This is a genomic window from Micromonospora sp. ZG13 (genome assembly GCF_059359355.1).
The window spans coordinates 312,972-332,639 of record NZ_JCADBQ010000002.1; the positions used below are offsets into that span (position 1 = coordinate 312,972).

Sequence of the window (19,668 nt, forward strand, 5' to 3'; positions counted from 1 at the left end):
GGATGGCGATCATCGCGCTGGTGTCGGCGAAGGGCTCGCCGGGCGTCACCACCACCGCCCTGGCCTGCGCCCTGAGCTGGCACCGGCGGCTGGTGCTGGCCGAGTGCGACCCGGCCGGCGGCTCGATCCTCGCCGGCTACCTGGGCGGCGCGCTCGACGGCCCCCGGGGCATCGGCGAGTTGGCGGTCGGGGAACTACGCGACGGCAACCTGGAGTCGGCGTTCTGGTCGCAGCTGGTCGACCTGGACGCGCCGAAGCGGGAGCGGCTGCTGCTGCCCGGCGTCGTCGATCCCGTCCAGGCCGGCAGCGTCATCCCGCTCTGGCAGCGGTTCGCCGACTTCTTCGGCGCCCTGGAGGGCGGCGACCCGCCGTACGACGTGGTGGTGGACTGCGGGCGGCTGCACGTCGTCGGTCCACCGTGGCCCGTCCTGCGCGCCGCCTCGGTGGTGCTGGTGGTCAGCGGCGCCCGACTCCCCGACCTCTCCGGCACCCGGGCGATGGTCAGGACGATCGAGCGGGACTTCGCCGAGCACCGGGTGCCGTCGGGCACCCTGCGCCTGCTGCTGGTCGGCGACGGCCACGGCAGCGGGGAGGTCAGCAAGGCCCTGCGGCTGCCGGTCATCGCCCGGTTGCCGCACGACCCGCGTACGGCCGAGGTGCTCAGCCTCGGCGGCACGGTGCGGGCCGGGCGGCCCCTGATGCGCGCGGCCGGGGCCCTGGAGGTGCCGGTCGGGGCGCTGCTGGAACGCCGGCGCGCCCGGCTGGCCTGGCCCGTGTCGCAGGGGGTACCGGATGCGGTTTGAACCGGTCTCCGGCGACCCCCGCCGACAGCCGCCCGGCGCCACCTCGACCGCCCCGCCGCTGGCCCCGCCCAACGGGCGCCACCATCCCGTGCCGCTTCCGGTGCCGGTCACCGCGCCGCGGCCGGAGCAGCCCCCGCCCCGCGCCCGGGTCGACTTCCAGGTGGTCCGCGAGCTGCGCCGGGAACTCAGCGAACGGCTCGCCCTGTGGCAGCGCGGGCGGGAGTTCACCGTCGACGAGGAGGACACCGAGCGCGCCCGGCTCGCGGTGACGGTGGTGGCCGAGTACGCCGACGCGGTGCGCCGGGCCGGCACCCCGATGGCGGCCGGCGAGGAGCGGATCCTGCTCGACCAGGTGACCGCCGAGCTGGCCGGGCTCGGCCGCCTCCAGACGCTGCTGGTCGACGACACCATCGAGGAGGTGCACATCCTCGGCTGCGACCAGGTGCGCGTCACCCGGCACGGCGGCGGGGTCGACTGGGTGGAGCCGATCGCCGACAGCGACGACGAGCTGGTGGAGATCCTCCAGGCGGCGGCCCGCCGGGCCGGGGCCACCGAGCGTTCGCTGTCGACCTCCAAGCCCACCCTCGACCTGCAACTGCCCGACGGCAGCCGGCTCGCCGCGGTGTTCCTGGTCAGCCACCGCCCGTACGCGGTGATCCGCAAGCACAACACCCTCGACGTGAGCCTCGACGACCTCGCCGGTGGCCGGGGCGACCTGGACGAGATGGTCGACCCGCTGGTGCGCGACTTCCTCCGCGCGTCCATGCGCGCCGGGCTGAACATCATGGTGGCGGGCCTCGCGGGCGCCGGGAAGACGACCGTGATCCGGGCGCTGATGGACGAGATCCCGGCCGACGAGCCGTACGTGCTGCTGGAGGAGAGCCGCGAGCTGCTGCCGGCCCGCCGCCGGCTCAAGCACCGGGCGGTGATGAGCTTCGAGGCCCGGGAGGGGCACGGCGAGCGCGGGGCGGACGGCCGCCCGGCCGGCGAGGTGAGCATCGCCGACCTGATCCCGGTCTCCCTGCGGATGGGCGTGCTGCGGATCATCGTCGGCGAGGTCCGGTCCCGGGAGATCGTCCCGATGCTCCAGGCCATGACGACCAGCCGCGGTTCGATGTGCACCATCCACGCCCGTACGCCCGCCGGGGTCAGCGAGCGGATCATCGAGCTGGCGCTCGCACACGGCCGGGAGATGACCGTCGACCAGGCCCGCCGGATGGCCGGCAACGCGCTCGACCTGATCGTCTACGTCACCGTCGAGGACGAGACCGCGATCGGCGGGCGCAAGCACCGCTTCGTCTCGCACGTCGAAGAGGTCATCGGCGTCGGCGACGGCAACCGGATCACCACCACCCAGGTGTTCGGGCCCGGGCCGGACGGTCGGGCCGTACCCCGGCACCTGCCCGAGCGGATCCGCGCCCAGCTCCTGCGCGTCGGCTACGACGCCCGGCTGCTCAGCCGGTGGATCGAGGCCGGCACGGGCGCGTGGCGGCGGCCCCGGCACACCCGGCTCGGACGGCGGTGACGTCGGTGCTGGACAACGTCGAACTCGTCGCGGTGGCCTCCGGGGCCGCCTGCGTCGCGGGGCTGCTGCTGGCGGTCGTCGCGCTGGTCGGCACCCGCCGACCGCCCGGCGGCGGACCCGGCGCGGGCCGGGGCCTGGGCCGGCTGTGGAAGGGCCCGAGCGCCAACCCGCGCGAACAGCGGGCCCACCAGGCACTGCTGGTCGGCGCCCTGGTCGCGGGCGCGCTGGCCTTCCTCGTCACCGGACTGCCGGTGGTCGGGCTGCTGGTCGCGGTGGCCGTCCCGGGCACCCCGTGGCTGTTCTCCGTCGGCAAGGCCGAGCAGCGAGCCATCGCCCGTATCGAGGCGGTCGGCGAGTGGACCCGCCGACTCAAGGACGTCTCCGCCACGGGCCAGGGGCTCCAGCAGACCATCATCGGCACGGTCACCACCGCGCCGGAGGAGATCCAGGAGGAGGTACGGCTGCTCGCCGCCCGTCTCCAGGCCGGCTGGCTGGCCCGCTCCGCGCTGCTCGCCTTCGCCGACGATATCGGCGACCCGGTCTGCGACCAGGTGGTGGCGGCGCTGATCCTGCACGTGACCGACCGGGGCGAACGCCTCGGCGACGTGCTCGGCTCGATCGCGCACGCGGCGGCGGCCGAGGTCGCCACCCGCCGCGAGATCGAGGCGAAGCGCACCCAGCCCCGCTTCGCGGTCCGCTTCCTCACCGGGATGACCCTGGCCACCGTCGCGTACGGGCTGCTCAACACCGAATACATCAGCCCGTACGGCACGCCCTTCGGGCAGCTCGTGATGGCGGCGCTCGGCGCGGCCTTCGTCGGCCTGCTGGCCTGGGTGCGGTCGATGAGCCAGCCGCGCCGGCCCGCGCGCTTCCTGCCGGCCCCGGAACCGGAAGAGGTGCTCGCGTGATCGGTTCCGTGGTCCTCAACTGGCAGCTCGCCGTCGCCGTCTGCGCCGGGGCGACGGTCGGGCTGGGCGCCTTCCTGGTGGTCCGCGAGCTGGTGCCGGCCACCCCCGCGCTCGGGCCCGCGCTGCGCCGGCTGCACCAACCGGCCGGCGTCGGGCAGCTCACCGCGCCCGCCGACCGGCGGCTGGAGTGGCTCACCGGGCTGTCCCGCTGGCTGCGGCCACCGCACCGACAGCTCGCCCTGATCGACCGGTCGCCCGAGCAGTACGCCCTGTCGATGCTGCTCTCCGCGCTGATCGGGCTCGCCGCGCCGACGCTGCTCGGCGTCACCCTGTTCGCCGTCGGCGTCCGGCTGCCGGTGGTCGTACCCGTGCTCGGCAGCCTCGGGCTGGCGCTGCTCTGCGCCCTCGTCGCGCACCGGTCGGTGCTGGACCGGGCGGACAAGGCGCGCGACGAGTTCCGCCAGGCGGTCTGCACCTACCTCGACCTCGTCGCCCTCCAACTCTCCGCCGCGCACGGGCCGGTGCAGTCGCTGGAACGGGCGGCGGCGGTCTGCGACGGCTGGGTCTTCGACCGCATCTCCGAGGCCCTGCGGATCGCGCAGATGCAGATGCACTCGCCGTGGGACGAGCTGCGCGACCTCGCAGACCGGATCGGTATCCCGGAACTGGGCGACGTCGGCGCGATCATGCGCGCCTCGGGCAGCGAGGGCGCGCAGGTGCACGAGACCCTGCGCAGCCGCGCCGACTCGCTGCGCGACCAGATCCGCACCGACAACCTGGCCCGGGCCGAGGGGGTGACCAGCCGGCTCGACATCCCCGGGGCGCTGCTGGTCTTCGTCCTGCTCGGCTTCGCCGTCTATCCGTTCATCGCCCGCCTGTGATCCGACCCCGAGAGAAGGAGCACGTCATGTCCGTCATCACCCGCCTGCACGTCGCGCTGACGACACGCCTGGCCGAGCTGCGCGAGGACGGCGAGCGGGGCGACAGCCCCGTACCCACCGCAGTGATCATCTTCGGTCTGGTCGCCGTCGCGATGGCGGTCACCGCCGCCGCCCTCGGCGCCGCCAACGACTGGATGGACAACATCCCCACCCACCAGGACCCGAAGTAACGCCGGGCCGTGCGCCGAGCGGACCCCACCCCGGTACGCCGGGCGGCCACCGTCGCCCGGCGTACCGCCCTGGCCACCCTCCGGGGGTTCGGCGCGGACGCCGTCCGGCGGCTCGGGGCCGGCGGGGCCGAACGGGGGGCCAACCCGGTCGAGCTGGCGGTGGCCATGCCGGCGATCCTGCTGCTGCTCTTCGCCTCGATCCAGACTGCGGCCTGGTTCGTCGCCCGCTCCACGGCGCTCAACGCCGCGCAGAGCGGGGTCAACGCGCAGCGGCTGCACCAGGCGCCGGCGGGGGCCGGTGAGGCCCGCGCCGTCCGGTTCCTGCGGGCCTCGGGCGGCTGGCTGGTCGGCTGGGAGGATCCCGCACCGAGCTGCCTGACCGCCGCGACCGAGGTGACCTGCACGGTGCGTGGTCGGTCCCTGTCGGTCGTCCCCGGGGTCAGCTTCCCCGTACGCCAGACCGCGCACGGGACCGTGGAACGGTGGACGACGCCGTGAGCCGTACCGCCGAGCGGGGCTCGGTCTCGATCGAGGTGGCGGTGCTCGCCCCGGCCTTCATCGCGTTGATCGTCCTGGCCGGCGTCGCCGGGCGTACGGCCGTGGCCGCCGAGGCGATCGACGCCGCCGCCCACGACGCCGCCCGCGCCGCCTCGATCTCCCGCGACGCCCGTACCGCCCGCGCCGGGGCCCGGGACGCGGCCCGCCGGCAGCTCGACTGGCGCGGCCTGAACTGCGCCGGCACTCCCGAGGTGACGTTCAGCGGCGCGGTGCGCGGCGCCCCCACCAGCTTCGACGCGGCGTTCCGCAGCCCGGCCGGGCAGGACGCCTCGGTCACGGTCCGCATCGCGTGCACGGTCTCCTACGGGGACCTGCGCCTGTCCGTCCTGCCGGGGATGCCCGCGAGCAAGCGCGTGTCGGCGAGCTTCACGTCGCCGCTGGACCGCTACCGGAGCCGGGGATGACCGCCACGGCCGGCCGGCACGACCAGGGCCGGGTGAGCGTCTTCCTCGCCGTGGCGATGGTCGGCGTGCTCTCCGTCATCGGCCTGGCCTTCGACGGCGCGGGCCAGCTGCGTACGTTGCAGCGGGCCGACAACCTCGCGGCCGAGGCCGCCCGCGCCGGGGGCCAGGCCATCGACCGGGCCACCGCCATCGAGGGCGGGCCGACCCGGATCAACCGTCCCCAGGCCCGCCGGGCCGTCGCCGACTATCTGTCCGCCGCCGGCGCCGCCGGCCACGCCGTCAGCTTCCCGGTCGTCGACGGTGAGACCCGGGTCCGGGTACGCGTCACCGTCACGCACCGCCGAGCCATGCTCGGCCTGTTCGGCTTCGACGAGACCGTCACCGTCTCCGGCGAGGCGACCGCGCGGCCGCTCACCGGGGCACCGTAGGAAGGGAAGGCAGCCATGGCCGCATCGGGGCGTTCCGCCGTACGGCGGACCGGACGCATCCTGACCGGGTTCGGCGCGCTCGTCGTGCTCTGCGCGGTGCTGGTCGGCGCGCCGGTGGCGCTGCTCGCCCTCGCCGGCAATCCGCTGCCCGACCACCTGCCCACCCTCGCCGAGGTCGGCTCGACGCTGACCAGCCGCGACGACGGGCGGCTCTTCCTGCGGGCGCTGGCGCTGGCCGGCTGGTTCGGCTGGGCCACGTTCGCCTTCTCCGTGCTGGTCGAGCTCGGCGCGCAGACGCTGCGCCGACCCGCGCCCCGGCTGCCCGGGATGAGTCGCCAGCAGCGGGCCGCCGCCGCGCTGGTCGGTTCGGTCGCGCTGATCCTCGCGGCCAGCCCGGCGGCGAGCGCCGCGACGGCGATGACCGGCCCGTACGCCCTGCCGGCGGCGCCGGCAACGGTCGCCTCGTCCGCCCCGGTCACCTCCGACGACGCTCAGGCGGTCTACCGGGTGGCCCGGGGCGACCACCTGGGCGCCGTAGCCCGGCGTTACCTGGACGGGTTCGCCGACTACCGGGAGCTGGCCGAGCTGAACCGGCTCGGCGACCCCGACCGGATCCACCCGGGTCAGCTGCTGAAGCTGCCCGGGGACGCCGAGGACCGGGGTGCCCGCCGGCACGCCACCGGCCGCCTCGTCGCCCGCCCGACCCCACCCGAGCCCGCTCGCCCGGCACCCGCTCGCCCGGCACCTGGGCAGGCTGCCCCGGAGCGGGCGACGCCGCCTCCGCCGGCAGCCGAGGCCCCCGTGCCGCCCCCTGCGGGAACGAACGCCGGTGAGGCCCCGACCGTGACGGTGGGAGCCGCCCGGGCCGGCGACCCCGATCGGGTGAACCGGCCTCTCGCGGTCTCCGCCGTCCTGGCGGTCGCGAGCATCGTCGGCGCGCAGATCGGCGCGGTCCTGGGCCTACGTCGCCGCCCGGGTCACGTACCGGCCGGCGCGGGCCGGGTCACGACCGCCGCCCGCCGGGGCGCCACCGCTCGCCGGGGCACCACCACGACCCAGCGCGGCGCGGGTCACCGGGGTGCCGCCACCACCGCGTACGGCAGCACGATCGGGGTCGGCCGGGGCGGTACGGGCACCGGCACCTACGTACGCCCGACCGGTCAGGGTTCCGCGCACCCCACCGGCCACGGTCGCGCGATCACGCCCGCCCCCGGTGCGGCCACCGGCGCCGACGCCTACGACGAACTGACCGCGGGCACCCGTCACGGCCCCGTCCAGCCCGTCGCCAACCCGCCGGCCGGCCGGGCCCACCCGGGCTCGGCCCGCGACACCTCGATCGGCCGTCACCGCCGCCCGTGACCCGAACCTTTTTGATCGACACCGGGAAGGCCGGGGCCGCCAGCGGCCGGGAAGCCGGGGCGCGGCGGCCGGAAGGCCGTGGCCGGAGGTGCCGGCGGCCGGGGCCGGTCAGGGAAGACGGGTCTCCAGGACGCCGTCGACGATGCGGGTCGGCAGGACCTGCTGGTCGTTGCCGGACGGGCCGTGCACCACCTCGCCGCCGTTGAGGCGGAACGCGCTGCCGTGCCACGGGCAGACCACGCACGCGTGCCCGTCGATCTCCTGCACCTCGCCCTCGCCCAGCGGACCGCTCTGGTGCGGGCAGCGCTCCAGCATGACGGTCACCTCGTCGCCGTGCCGGTAGAGGATCACCGAGACGTCGTCGACCTCCCGGGTGATCAGTTGACGCTGCGGCAGGGTGGCCATGTCGGCGAGGGAGTGCCACCCGTCGCTCATCCGGTGCAGCTCGGAGATGCTCTGGTTGACCTGGGCGCCCTGCTTGTACGCGAGGTGCCCCCCGATGTACGCCCCCATGCTGGCCGCACCGAGCCCGAGGAAGCCGAGCGTACGGCCGAGGTTGTGCCGGCCGGTCATCCGGGCGGCCACCGAGCCGGCGTAGAACGCCAGGCCGACGCTGTTGGACGCGGCGTGCACCAGGCCGACCCGCCGCTGGTCGCGGGCCAGTGCCGCCCAGTCGTTGAGGCCGGCGACGGCGGCCGGGAGGGCGCTGACGGTGCCCACCGCGCAGAGCGTGGTGGCGGCCCGGCGCTGCCCCGGCATGAGGTCCAGCACCGCCGTGCTGATCCACGCCCCGACCGGCACCTGCACCATCGCCGGGTGCAGCGGATGGCCCAGCCACACGCCGTGCAGCAGGTCACGGACCCGCTGCGGTCGGAGGGTGGCCTGGACGGCGCGCTGCAACCGGTCGCCGACCCGGTCCAGACCGGATGCCTGTTCGATCTTCGTCAGGAGTGCTCGCACCCGTACCGACTTCCCGGCAGGAGCCGCCGCAAACCGGTCGGCGGTGACGGATCCGCAGCGGTACGTGAGGAGCGCCCCGCCGGCCCGTAACGGGACGCCCCCACCGAGGTCAGCGCTCCCGTGCCGCCCAGCGGTCGTGGTGGATCGCCTCGACCAGCGGGCGCTTCTGCCGCCAGCCGTGCCGGGCGAGGTCGGGTACCGCCTCGAAGTGGGTGACCGGCCCGAGGCAGAGCCACGCCACCGGCCGGATCCCGTCGGGGATGCCGAGCAGCTCGGCGAGCCAGGGCTCCCGGTAGAACGACACCCAGCCCACCCCGAGCCCCTCGGCGGTCGCGGCGAGCCAGAGGTTCTGGATGGCGAGGCAGGTCGAGTAGAGCCCGGTGTCGGCGATGGCGTGCCGGCCGAGCACGGCGGGGCCGCCCCGGGCCTGGTCGTGGGTGACCACCACCGACAGCGTCGACTCCAGGACACCGTCGATCTTGATGCGGGCGAACCGCTCGGCCGCCTCCCCGTCGAGCGTCGCGGCGAAGGCGTCCCGCTCGGTGTGCACGTGCTCGTGGAACCGGCGGCGCAGCTCCGGGTCGCGCACCACGACGAAGTCCCAGGGCTGCGAGTAGCCGACGCTCGGCGCGGCGTGCGCCGCCGCCAGCACCCGGTGCAGCGTCTCCTCGGGCACCGGCGCCCCGGTGAACTGGGCGCGTACGTCCCGACGGCGGTGGATGACGTCGTACAGATCCAAGGCAGGCTCCCGCTGCGCTCGGCCCACGCCACGCCGGACGCGGGCACCGGACGCGAGGCCGGTCTTCGGACTCCCGGATCGACGCCTGGCCGTCCGCCTTCCCGGCCCGGGCGGGCCAGTGGCTGCGCGTACGCGTGGACGGTGGCTCCCCGGTCACCGCGGCGGGCCCGTGCCGGATTCGCACCGGCTTCCCGATTCTCCCCGCTCGCGCGGGGCACCTCACATGATCGTGCCGTCGGCGATGCTAGCGCCGCCCGGCCCGCCCCGGTCCGGCGGGCGGCGCACTGCACCCGCAGCAGTGAAAATCCGGTCGCGGGCCGCACGCTCCGGTACCACTGTGGTCCGCGTGTACGCACTCTCCTCCCGCCCGCTGCCGGCCGGTCGACCGGCGACCCGACTGACGCTCGCGCTGGGGCAGCCCCGGGCCGTGCCGCCCCCGCTGCTGATGCTGCTCGGCATGCTCTCCACCCAGGTCGGCGCGGCCGTCGCCAAGCAGCTCTTCGGCAGCACCAGTGCGAGCGGCACCACCACGCTGCGGCTCGGCTTCGCCGCGCTCATCCTGCTCGTCCTTGCCCGGCCGGGGCTGCGCCTGGGCTGGTGTACCGCCGGTCTGGTCGCGGCGTTCGGGCTGGCCCTGGCGGTGATGAACCTCGCCTTCTACGCGGCCCTGGACCGGGTGCCGTTGGGCGTCGCGGTCACCATCGGCTTCGCCGGGCCGCTGCTGGTGTCGCTGGCCGCCAGCCGCCGGCTCGCCGACGTGGCATGGGCGGCGCTGGCCGGCGGCGGGGTGCTGCTGATCAGCGGGCTCGGCGGGACGGGGGTGGACCGGCTGGGGCTGCTGTGCTGCGTGGCCGTCGCGGTGGGCTGGGCCGGCTACGTGCTGCTCGGCAAGGCGGTCAGCGCCCGGGTGCCGGGCAGCCGGGGCCTCGCGCTGGGGATGGCCGTCGCCGCGCTGGCCGTGCTGCCGTTCGGGGTCGCCGGCAGCGGCACGGCCCTGCTCGACCCGTGGACCCTCGCGCTGGGCGCGGCGGTGGCGCTGCTGTCGTCGGTGCTGCCGTACTCGGCGGAGATGGCGGCGCTGCGCCGGATGCCGGCCCGCGTCTTCGCGATCCTGCTCAGCCTGGAGCCGGCGATCGGCGCGCTGGTCGGGCTGGTGCTGCTGGGCGAACTGCTGGCCTGGCCGCAGGCCGCCGGGGTGGCCTGCGTGGTCGGCGCCGCGCTGGGCGCCACCCTGGTCCGCCCGGCCCGGCCCGCCCCGCGCTGACACCCCTGGCGCCGCCGGCACCGCCGGGGGCATGCTGTCGGAATGGGCGTACGCGTCGAACGCGCCGCGGCGGTGACCACGGTGATCCTGGACCGCCCGGCGGCCCGCAACGCGGTCGACGGGCCGACGGCCCGGGCGCTGGCCGACGCGTTCCGTGCCTTCGAGGCCGACCCCGACGCCTCCGTGGCGGTGCTCTGGGGGGCCGGCGGCACGTTCTGCGCCGGGGCCGACCTGAAGGCCATCGGCACGCCGAGCGGCAACCGGGTCGAGGCGCAGGGGGACGGCCCGATGGGCCCGACCCGGATGACGCTCGGCAAGCCGGTGATCGCCGCGATCTCCGGGCACGCGGTGGCCGGCGGGTTGGAACTGGCGCTCTGGTGCGACCTGCGGGTCGCCGAGTCCGACGCGGTGCTCGGGGTGTTCTGCCGCCGCTGGGGGGTGCCGCTGATCGACGGGGGCACGGTCCGACTGCCCCGGCTGATCGGCGAGAGCCGGGCCATGGACCTGATCCTCACCGGCCGTCCGGTGCCGGCCGAGGAGGCGTACGCCATGGGGCTGGTGAACCGGCTGGTCGCGCCGGGTGAGTCCCGGGCGGCGGCCGAGCGGCTGGCGGCCGAGATCGCCCGGCACCCGCAGACCTGCCTGCGCAACGACCGGGCGGCGCTGCTCGCCGGCGCCGGCCTGCCCGAGCCTGAGGCGATGGCGGGCGAGCTGGCGTACGGGATGGACTCGCTGGCCGCCGACGCCGCCGCCGGGGCGGCCCGGTTCGCCGCCGGCGCCGGCCGGCACGGCGCCCCGGCCTACTGACCAGGGCAAGGCCCGGCTGGCACGCCCCGGCCCACTGACCGGGCGAAGGTCCGGCCGGCACCGCGCCCCGCCCACTGATCGGCGAAGGCGCGACCAGCGCGCGCCACGCCGACGGCCGGGCGGGAGGCCGGACGGGGCCGGGCGGTGCGGCCACCGCGCGTTCGGTGGCCGCACCGCCCGGGGTCCCGGCCGCCACCACGGGCGGCCGGGGCGGGTCAGTTGCGGTTGATGGTGAACGTCGAGGTGGTGTTCTGGATGTCCACCGCGTTGTTGCTCAGCCGCAGGTTGTTGAAGGTGACCGACCCGACGGCCGGGCCCTGCCCCGCCTCCGGCATCTGGTTGGCCCAGATGCCGAAGCCGGACTTCGCGTCGTAGGCGTCACCGCTCTTACGGGCGCCGCTGATGGAGACGTTGGTGAAGACCGTGTCGGTGATCGGGAACTGCGGCTGCCCACCGACGTAGTTGGTCTGGAACATGATGCCGCTGTAGGTCGGGTCGACGATGTCGACGTCGCTGACCCGGATGCCCTGGAACACCTTCGAGGCGGAGAAGACCCAGATCGCCGGGAAGGTCTGCGCGCCCCAGAAGTGCCCGCCGGCCCGCACGATCGAGATGTTCTCGAACCGGGTGGGCGGGCTGGCGCCGAAGCCGTTCATCGGGTAGCCGAAGTCGAGCGAGCTGATGGTGATGCCGGAGTACACCAGCGTGTCCGCGATGTAGATGTTGCGGAACGTGTTGCCGTAGCCGCCGTAGACGGCCACGCCGGCGGCCCGCCAGGTCAGGGTCGAGGTCAGGTTCTCGTAGATGTTGTCCTTCATGTCCGCGCCGCCCGCGTCGATCGCCGAGAACAGCGCGAAGCTGTCGTCACCGGTGGCCCGGGCGTCGTTGTTGCTGACCAGGTTGTTGGTGCTCCCGTTGGTCATGTTGATGCCGTCGGCGAACATGTTCCGGATCCGGGAGTTCTTGATCGTCATGTGGTCCGTGTTCGCGCCCCAGTAGAGGCACACCATGTGCTCGTTCCAGATGTTGTCGATCACGATGTTCGACACGTTGGCGAAGTCGAACACCTTGCCCGGCCCGTCGATCCGCGACGTGTAGTTGCCGAAGTAGGCGAAGTTCGCGAAGGACGATCCGGCCGCCGAGTTCTCGGCCCGGAACCCGATGTCGGTGTTGTCCTGCGCGGACGGCGCGTTGAACCGGGTGTACCAGGGCCCCGCGCCGGTCACCTTGACCGCCTTGCCGTACACCTGGAACTTGCTGGCGGTGGAGTAGTTGCCCGCCGGCAGGTACACCCCGACCAGGTTGCCGGTGGTGTCCATCCGCACCCGGTCCAGGGCGTTCTGCACGTCGGAGTGGGTGAAGCCGGTCGGCGTGGTGTAGCGCGCCGGGTCCGGGTTCGCGATCGGCGCCACCTGCTCGGTGTTGATGAAGTCGATGGCGTACGTGGTGGTGTTGGCCGGGTCCTTCTGGAGCCGGATCCGGCTGCCGGCCGGCACCGTGGAGTTGAGCATGACGTTGGCTTCGTCGTAGATGTGCCGCGGTCCGCCCGCGCTCGGCGAGTTGCCCGGGCTGGCCTCGTTGCCGTAGAGCCAGGCGTACCGGGACGTCAGGTCGATGGCCTTGTGGAAGCTGCCGTTGACGTAGACGTTCAGCGTCGAGTTGATGCCGCCGCCGCCCGGGGCGTCCGGGATGGAGAAGCGGGTGACCAGGGTGTTCGTGCTGGCCCGGGTGGTCCACTCGACGTAGCTGCCGGTCGAGTTGAGGGTCACCGCCCGCCGGCCGGACGCCTCACCGGCGAGGTCGCCGACGGTCCGGTTCGGCCCGACGACGCTGGCGCCGCCACCGACCACGCCGTCCTCGGCCTCGTACATGTCGTACGGCATGTTGGCGCCGCGCCCCACGAAGAGCGCGCGATCGCTGGTGTTGTTGGCCTGCTTGACCGGCAGCTCGTTGCCGTCGGCCGCGAGCACCACCCGGACGGTGTACTTGCCGTTCGCGGCCGTCCAGGTGCCCAGGTTGACCGGGCCGACCGTGGCCCCGGCGTTGATCACGCCGGAGTACGAGCCGGTCAGGGTACGGACGACCGTGCCCGCCTCGTTGAGTACGGTGAGCGTGATGCCGTGCGCGCCGGACGCGGAGGCGATGCTGCCGGCGTTGCGGATCGACACCGAGAAGCTGACCGTGTTGCCGGCGGCGGGGGTGCCGGGCGACCAGGCGATCGCCGAGGCGACCAGGTCGGAGCTGGCGACCGGGCTGACCACCAGCGGGCCCGGGTTGGTGTAGCTGTTGTTGGTGTCGTCCTGCTCGACGACGCTGTTCGACTCGTCGACCTTCGCGCTCAGCGGGTAGCTGCCCGCGTCCCGGGTGCCGATGTTGGCGGTGACCGTGGTCGAGGCGCCCGCCGCCAGGCCGCCGACCGGCGCGGTGCCCACCCGGTTGGTGCCGAGGTAGAAGTTGACGTTGGTGGCGCCGGAGGCCGCCGAGCCGGCGTTGCGGACGGTGGCCGAGAGCGTGACGGTGCTCGTCTCCACGGGCGCGGACGGGCTGAACGACATGCCGGTCACGGTCAGGTCCGGGTTCGGCGCGGGGGTGCCGATGACCTGGAACTCGGCGACCTGGCCGGCCGGGGCGCCGGTGTTCGAGGCGATCGAGAGCCGCACGTCGGCCGCCGCGCCGGAGACCGGGATGGTCACCGTGTTGCCGCTGGTCGGGTTGAAGCTGTAGTTCGCGGCACCGACCCGGGTGGTGAAGGTCGAGGAGCCCTGGTCCCGGCCGAGCACGGTGATGTTCTGGGTACGCGCCCCCCAGGCGGAGTCCGGGTTCAGCTTGAGCACGACCTGGCTGAGGTTGGCGTTGGCGCCGAGCTGCACGGTCAGCGTGCTCGGGTTGCCGTTGCCCTCCCAGTAGGTGGCCACGTTGTTGTCGTTGGCGTTGCTCGCCACGAACGTGTGCACGTGCCCGGAGGCGGTGATGGGCTTGCCGACCGCCAGGTTGGTGCCGACGGGCGGGTTGCCGGTGCCGGTCCGGGTCACGGTGTTGCTGTTCGCCGACTGGTTGCCGGCCGCGTCCCGGGCCCGGACGTGGTAGGAGACCGTGGCGCTGTCCGGCTGGCTGTCGGTGTACGTCAGCGTGGACCCGTTGACGCTGCCGCGCAGCGCGCCGTTGGCGTAGACGTCGTACCCGGTCACCCCGACGTTGTCGGTCGACGCGGACCAGGTCAGCCGGATCTGTCCGCTGGCGGGCTGGGTGTACGCGAGGCTGCCCGGGACGCTGGGCGCCTGGGTGTCGGGGTTGCCGGCGGCGCCGTAGACCTCGACCTCGGAGAACTGGGCGGCCGGCCAGCCGGTGTTGCCGGTGACCTGTACCCGGACGTACCGGGTGCTGGTCGCGGTGAAGTTGACGGTGACGGTGTTGCCGGTGGCCGGGTTGAAGGTGTGGCCGCCGGCCGCCTTGAGGGTGCTGAACGACGAGCCGTTGGTGGAGCCGAGCACCGACAGCGTCTGGGTGCGGGTCTGCCAGGCCGACGACGGCGGCAGCTTGAGCACCACCCGGTCGACGCTGACGGTGGCACCGAGGTCGGCCTGGATCCACTGCGGGAACGCGTTGTTGGCGCTCTCCCAGTAGGTGTCGGCGTTGCCGTCGTTGGCGTTGCCCGCCACGTAGTTCTGGTTGTGGCTGCTGGCGCTCATGGTGGCGGAGAGCCCGGCGAGCAGGGCGGCGCGGGCGGCGGTCGCGGCCGGGTCCGCCGGTGGCGCGGCGGCCGCCGGGGTCACGGCCGGGACGGCGGTGAGGAGCAGCCCGGCGAGCACGCCGGCGAGCAGCCGTCGGTTGGCCGGGCGGATGGACCGGGGGACGGGACGGCGCGCGCCGGTCGGCGCGGTCCCGGGTCTGGTGCCGAGTCTGGACATGGTGTCGCTACACCTCTTTCGGGGGTGGGGTGCGGGTGCGTTGCCCGGTGACGGGCGCAGGGGTACGCCCGTCGTGCCGCGACAGGTGGGGACGGTGCGGGAGGGGGGTCGGGGCGGCGCTGCGCCGGGCCACCGGGCTAGCCGGAGTAGACCTCGAACTCGCTGAGCTGGCCGGCGGGCCAGGCGCTGTTGCCGGTGAACGTCAGCCGCAGGTACCGCTGGCTGGTCGCCGCGAAGGTCATGGTGACCGTGTTGCCGCTGGCCGGGTCGAAGGTGTGGCCGGCGGAGGCCTTCAGGGTGGTGAACGACGAGCCGGTGGTGGAGGCGAGCACCGACAGCGTCTGGGTGCGGGTCTGCCACGCCGAGGACGGCGGGAGCTTCAGCACGACCCGGGACACCGACCGGTTGGCGCCCAGGTCCACCGTCAGCGACTGCGGGAACGCGTTGTTGGCGCTCTCCCAGTAGGTGTTCGGGTTGCCGTCGACCGCGTTGGCCGCCACGTACACGTCGGCGTGGCTGGTTCCCGCGGCGGGTCGGCCGAGCGCCAGGTTCCCGTTGGTCGGCGGCGGGGTCGTCGGTGGCGGGGTCGTGGGCGGCGGGGTGGTGGGGCCGCCGCCGTACACCTCGAACTCGGAGAGCTGCGCCGCCGGCCAGCCCGTGTTGCCGGTGACGGTGACCCGGACGAACCGGCGCTCGCCGGCCGGCACGCTGATCGACACCGCGTTGCCGCCGGCCGGGTCGAACGTACGCCCGGCCGACCCGGCGAGGGTGGCCCACGAGGAGCCGTCGGTCGAGCCGAGCACCGACAACGTCTGGGTCCGGCGCTCCCAGCCGGCGGGCAGCCTCAGCACCACCCGGTCGACGGTGCGCGCCGCGCCCAGGTCGACGGTCAGCGACTGCGGGAACGCGTTGTTGGCGCTCTCCCAGTAGCTGGCCGCGTTGCCGTCCACCGCGTTCGCCGCGCCGTAGTTCTGGTTGGTGCTGGACGCGGTCGCCGGCCGGCCCTGCGCCAGGTTCCCGCCGGTCGGCGGCGGGGTGGTAGGCGGCGGGGTGGTCGGGGGCGCGGTGGTCGGCGGCGTCGTCGTCGGGGGCGGGCTGGTCGGTCCGCCGCCCCACTGCGGCTCGGGCCACGGCCCGCAGTACGGCGTCGCCGTGTACCAGCCGGAGTTGCCGGTGCCCTGGGTGATCTGGAAGCCGCTGCCGACGCAGTTGTGCATCGGGTTGGCCTGGGCGATCCCGGTGGCCCGCACGTTGGTGAAGGACACCTGGCTGGGCGCCTGCACCTGGAGGGCGTACGTGCCCGCGCCGTCGATGCGCACGTTGGTGAAGCTGATCCCGCTGGTCTGCCCCTCGATCCAGTGCAGCGCCGCGTACGAGCTGTCCAGGATGTCGGTGTCGGTGACGTTGATCGCCGCACCCTGGATGGGCTCGTTGAGCGCGGAGAACCAGATCGCGCCGACGCCGAAGCGCCAGTTGTAGTCCGAGTTGCCGTTGCGGATCAGGGTGTTACGGGCGACGGTGATCGTCCCGGAGACGGCGGTCGGGCCGGTGACGCCGGGGTAGCGGTTGGCGACGTGGATGCCGCCGCCGTTGGTGACCGAGTCGGCCGTGACGTTGTCGGTGATCCTGATGTCCCGCCCGCCGTACGTCACCAGGTGGTTGGCGAGGATCGTCACGCCGATCGTGTTGCGGGTGAAGGAGTTGTTGACGTTCGGCACGCTCTGCGCCCACATGGCGAGGGCGTCGTCGCCCGTGTTGCGTACGAACGTGTTGGACACCGTGGAGTTGGTGACGCCCCAGTGGAAGTTCACCCCGTCGGCGGTCTGGTCGAGGATCCGGCTGTTGCGGATGGTGAAGTTGTCCATCGGGCCGTCCATCCAGGCCCCGACCTTGGTGTGCTGCATCCAGACGTTGTCGACCACCGAGTTCGACATCGCTCCGCCGATGGCGTTGACCTGGTCCTCGTCCACCCGTTCCCGGATGTCGCCGATGATGGCGAAGTCGCGCAGCGTGACGTTGCGGCTGGGACCGCCGGCCTCGTGCGGCCGGATCTCGCCGCTGTAGCCGCCGCCGGGGACGTACTTGCCGTAGATGCCGGCGGCCCGCTTGCGGTCGGTCGGGTGCCGCCCGCCGAGCACCGAGTACCACGGGCCCGCCCCGCGCAGCGTCACCCCGTCCACCACGACGTGGTCGAAGAGGGTGAACGTGCCGGTCGGGATCCAGACGGCCCGCCCCTGGGCCCGGCCGGCGTCCACCGCCGCCTGGAACTTGGCGGTCGAGTCGGTCGCGCCCGTCGGGTCGGCGCCGAAGTCGGTGACCACGTCGAGCACGCCGGTCGGCTTCGCGACGGGGCCGCCGACCAGCTCGAAGTCGGCCAGGTCGATGGTGAACGTCGGCGACTGGGCGGTCGAGGAGACCTGGAGCCGGATCTTCGTGCCGGCCGGGTACGTGGTCCCGAACATCGTCCGGGTCTCGTCGTAGAAGTGGTGCGGGTTGGTGTCGCCCGGGTTGTTGTTGAACGGGTAGCCGCCGTAGTACCAGCCGTACCGCGAGGTGACCGGCACCGCCTTGACCAGCGTGCCGTTGGCCCGCAGGTCGATGCTGGCGTCCCGGCCGGTGCCGGCGGCGTTGTCCGGCAGGCTGTAGCGGAAGGTCACCGCGTTGGCGGGCGCGGTCAGGGTGAACTCGACGTACTCCCCGACGGCGTCGAGGGTGACGGCCTCCCGGCCGGACGCCTCGGACGGCAGCGTGCCGTAGCGCCGGTCCGGGCCGATCCTCATGCCGGTGTGCGCGACCTCCTCCGCCTCCTGCTCGACGAACGGGACGGTGGCGCCCCGTCCCGGGATGTCGAACGGCGAGAGTCCCGCCGCGCGGGCCGGGGTCGCGGTGGTGGTCAGCGCGACGACGGAGATCGAGGCGGCGGCGAGGGCGGTTCCGGTGAGGGCGGCGAGCCCCGCGCGGATGCGGCGTCTTCGCTGGTGGTGCCCGGTGGTGTGGTCGGCCATGAGCGGCGCTCCCTTTCCTTGGATGGCCAGGTCCCCCGTGTCGTGCGGTGCGGTGCGCGTACCTCCCTGTCGGCCTCGGCCGGCGCGGGCCGGCGGGGTGGGCGGTACCGGCGGCCGGGACGGGCCGCCGGCGACCGTCGGTCAGGCCGGCGCGGGCCGCGTGTCCGTCGCGGCCGTCGGGGCGGGTGTCGCCTCGGCGGTACGCAGCCAGACGGCGGTGTCCGGGGGCAACCGGTCGTCGTCGAGCGGCCCGCTGGCCAGCAGCCGGTCGGTGTGGGGCGGCAGCGGCACCGCCGCGTCCGAGAGATTGACGAGGCAGGCGAAGCCGGGTGCCCGCCGGAAGGCGAGCACCCCCTCGGGGGCGGGCAGCCAGCTCAGCTTCCCGTCGCCGAGTGCCGACTCGGTGCGGCGGATGGCGAGGGCGGCCCGGTACAGCTCCAGCATCGAGTGGGCGTCGCCGGTCTGGGCGCTGGCGGTGCGGTCCTTCCAGTCGGCCGGCTGGGGCAGCCAGGGCGCGGCCGTCGCGTCGTCGGGGCTGAAGCCGAACGGCGGCGTCTCGCCGGACCACGGGATCGGTACGCGGCAGCCGTCCCGGCCGGGATCGACCCCGCCGGAGCGGACATGCATGGGGTCCTGCCGCAGCTCACGGGGGATGTCCTCGACCTCCCAGAGGCCCAACTCCTCGCCCTGGTAGACGTAGGCGGCGCCGGGCAGCGACAGCGACAGCAGCGCGGCGGCCCGCGCCCGGCGGGTGCCCAGCTCCAGGTCGGTGGGGATCCCCTCGCGCTTGGCGGCGAAGCTGAACGTGGTGTCCGTCCGGCCGTAGCGGGTGACGTGCCGGGTGACGTCGTGGTTGGAGAGCACCCAGGTGGCGGGGGCGCCGACCAGCGCGTGCGCGCTCAGCGTCCCGTCGATGCTCTCGCGGAGCGCCGAGGCGTCCCAGGCGCAGCCGAGGAAGTCGAAGTTGAACGCCGCGTGCAGCTCGTCGGGGCGCAGGTAGTTGGCGAACCGCTGCCGGTCCGGCATCCACACCTCGCCGATCAGTGCCCGGTCGCCGGGGTACCCGTCGGCGATACGCCGCCAGTCGCGGTAGATCTCGTGCACCCCGTCGAGGTCGCGGAACGGGTGCGGCCGGTCCGGCAGGGTCTCCGGCAGCGTCCCGTCCTTGACCAGTAGCCCGGCCGAGTCGATCCGGATGCCGTCGACCCCCCGGTCGAACCAGAACCGGAGGATGTCCTCGAACTCCGCCCGCACCCGGGGGTGCTCCCAGTTGAAGTCCGGCTGCTCGGGGGCGAACAGGTGCAGGTACCAGTCCCCGGGGGTGCCGTCCGGGTTCGTGGTCCGGGTCCACGTCTCGCCGCCGAACTCGCCGACCCAGTCGGTGGGCCGCCGCTCGCCGTTCGGGCCCCGGCCGGGACGGAACCAGAACAGTTCCCGCTCGGGTGCGCCCGGCCCGCCGGCGAGCGCCGCCTGGAACCAGGGGTGCCGGTCGGAGCAGTGGTTCGGCACCACGTCGACGATGGTCCTGATGCCGACGGCGTGCGCCTCCGCGATCAGCGCCTCCGCCTCGGCCAGCGTGCCGAAGACCGGGTCGATGTCGCGGTAGTCGGCCACGTCGTAGCCGGCGTCGGCCATCGGGGAGGGGTACCAGGGGCTGAACCAGATCGCGTCGACGCCCAGCGCGGACAGGTGGTCCAGCCGGGACCGGATGCCGGCGATGTCGCCGATGCCGTCGCCGTCGCCGTCGGCGAAGCTCCGTGGGTACACCTGGTAGATCACCGCTCCACGCCACCACGGACCGTTGTCTGCTGTGGACACGAGCACCTGCTTTCTGCGTCAGTGCGTCGGCGGGTTCGCCGGACCTTGAGGTGGCCCCGGGTTGGACGGTC

The 19,668-nt window shown here is 74.2% G+C and carries 15 protein-coding genes, 1 pseudogene and 1 riboswitch; of the genes and pseudogenes, 11 read left to right on the forward strand and 5 right to left on the reverse strand.

Features of this window, described 5'->3' with window-relative positions; genetic code table 11:
• Positions 1 to 2: 2 nt before the first annotated feature.
• The 9 genes and pseudogenes from AC5L34_RS05320 to AC5L34_RS05360 form a co-directional block, all read left to right on the forward strand.
• Positions 3 to 803, forward strand: a complete 801-nt coding sequence (locus AC5L34_RS05320; RefSeq protein WP_441173699.1) for a CpaE/TadZ family protein — start codon at positions 3 to 5, stop codon at positions 801 to 803.
• Positions 793 to 2,328 (forward strand): TadA family conjugal transfer-associated ATPase, encoded by a 1,536-nt coding sequence (locus AC5L34_RS05325; RefSeq protein WP_441173700.1) that lies wholly within the window; start codon positions 793 to 795, stop codon positions 2,326 to 2,328. The genes AC5L34_RS05320 and AC5L34_RS05325 overlap by 11 nt, the downstream gene beginning before the upstream one ends.
• On the forward strand, positions 2,289 to 3,236 hold the full coding sequence (locus tag AC5L34_RS05330; protein WP_441173701.1) for a type II secretion system F family protein: 948 nt from the start codon (positions 2,289 to 2,291) through the stop codon (positions 3,234 to 3,236). Before AC5L34_RS05325 ends, AC5L34_RS05330 begins: the two co-directional genes overlap by 40 nt.
• Positions 3,237 to 3,244: 8 nt before the next feature.
• Positions 3,245 to 4,117 carry a type II secretion system F family protein gene (locus AC5L34_RS05335; RefSeq protein WP_494824197.1) on the forward strand — a complete coding sequence of 291 codons (873 nt, stop codon included), beginning with the start codon at positions 3,245 to 3,247 and terminating at the stop codon, positions 4,115 to 4,117.
• A 26-nt stretch (positions 4,118 to 4,143) separates the two neighbouring features.
• Positions 4,144 to 4,347: a hypothetical protein gene (locus tag AC5L34_RS05340; protein WP_250102226.1), complete on the forward strand. Its 204-nt coding sequence runs from the start codon at positions 4,144 to 4,146 to the stop codon at positions 4,345 to 4,347.
• A 69-nt stretch (positions 4,348 to 4,416) separates the two neighbouring features.
• Positions 4,417 to 4,845 (forward strand): TadE/TadG family type IV pilus assembly protein, encoded by a 429-nt coding sequence (locus AC5L34_RS05345; protein ID WP_494824199.1) that lies wholly within the window; start codon positions 4,417 to 4,419, stop codon positions 4,843 to 4,845.
• Entirely contained in the window at positions 4,830 to 5,309 is a 480-nt protein-coding gene (locus AC5L34_RS05350) for a TadE/TadG family type IV pilus assembly protein (RefSeq protein ID WP_494823946.1), read from the forward strand. Before AC5L34_RS05345 ends, AC5L34_RS05350 begins: the two co-directional genes overlap by 16 nt.
• Positions 5,306 to 5,737, forward strand: coding sequence for a pilus assembly protein TadG-related protein (locus AC5L34_RS05355; RefSeq protein WP_441173703.1), 432 nt, complete (start codon positions 5,306 to 5,308; stop codon positions 5,735 to 5,737). Before AC5L34_RS05350 ends, AC5L34_RS05355 begins: the two co-directional genes overlap by 4 nt.
• A 15-nt stretch (positions 5,738 to 5,752) precedes the next feature.
• Positions 5,753 to 6,760: pseudogene (locus AC5L34_RS05360) on the forward strand (LysM peptidoglycan-binding domain-containing protein); the annotation flags it as partial.
• Positions 6,761 to 7,204: 444 nt separating this feature from the next.
• Here AC5L34_RS05360 and AC5L34_RS05365 read toward each other — a convergent pair.
• Together AC5L34_RS05365 and bluB are read right to left on the reverse strand one after the other, a co-directional pair.
• Positions 7,205 to 8,056 (reverse strand): Rieske (2Fe-2S) protein, encoded by an 852-nt coding sequence (locus AC5L34_RS05365; RefSeq protein ID WP_441173704.1) that lies wholly within the window; start codon positions 8,054 to 8,056, stop codon positions 7,205 to 7,207.
• 109 nt (positions 8,057 to 8,165) lie between these two features.
• On the reverse strand, positions 8,166 to 8,795 hold the full coding sequence (bluB, locus tag AC5L34_RS05370; protein ID WP_494823948.1) for a 5,6-dimethylbenzimidazole synthase: 630 nt from the start codon (positions 8,793 to 8,795) through the stop codon (positions 8,166 to 8,168).
• A gap of 50 nt (positions 8,796 to 8,845) precedes the next feature.
• A riboswitch (cobalamin riboswitch) is annotated at positions 8,846 to 9,020 on the reverse strand.
• A 121-nt stretch (positions 9,021 to 9,141) separates the two neighbouring features.
• On the opposite strand from bluB, the gene AC5L34_RS05375 reads away from it, so the two are divergent.
• Both AC5L34_RS05375 and AC5L34_RS05380 read left to right on the forward strand, forming a co-directional pair.
• Positions 9,142 to 10,059 (forward strand): EamA family transporter, encoded by a 918-nt coding sequence (locus tag AC5L34_RS05375; RefSeq protein ID WP_441173706.1) that lies wholly within the window; start codon positions 9,142 to 9,144, stop codon positions 10,057 to 10,059.
• A 42-nt stretch (positions 10,060 to 10,101) separates the two neighbouring features.
• Positions 10,102 to 10,866, forward strand: a complete 765-nt coding sequence (locus AC5L34_RS05380) for a crotonase/enoyl-CoA hydratase family protein (protein WP_441173707.1) — start codon at positions 10,102 to 10,104, stop codon at positions 10,864 to 10,866.
• Between the two features lie 215 nt (positions 10,867 to 11,081).
• On the opposite strand, the gene AC5L34_RS05385 is transcribed toward AC5L34_RS05380, so the two are convergent.
• The 3 genes from AC5L34_RS05385 to AC5L34_RS05395 all read right to left on the reverse strand — a co-directional run bounded on the left by AC5L34_RS05385 (position 11,082) and on the right by AC5L34_RS05395 (position 19,597).
• Positions 11,082 to 14,774, reverse strand: a complete 3,693-nt coding sequence (locus AC5L34_RS05385) for a discoidin domain-containing protein (RefSeq protein WP_494823950.1) — start codon at positions 14,772 to 14,774, stop codon at positions 11,082 to 11,084.
• Between the two features lie 137 nt (positions 14,775 to 14,911).
• Positions 14,912 to 17,779 (reverse strand): galactose-binding domain-containing protein, encoded by a 2,868-nt coding sequence (locus AC5L34_RS05390; RefSeq protein ID WP_494823952.1) that lies wholly within the window; start codon positions 17,777 to 17,779, stop codon positions 14,912 to 14,914.
• Between the two features lie 141 nt (positions 17,780 to 17,920).
• The gene (locus AC5L34_RS05395) at positions 17,921 to 19,597 is read right to left on the reverse strand and encodes a glycoside hydrolase family 13 protein (RefSeq protein ID WP_494823954.1); all 1,677 of its coding nucleotides are present in this window, start codon (positions 19,595 to 19,597) and stop codon (positions 17,921 to 17,923) included.
• Positions 19,598 to 19,668 lie beyond the last annotated feature (71 nt).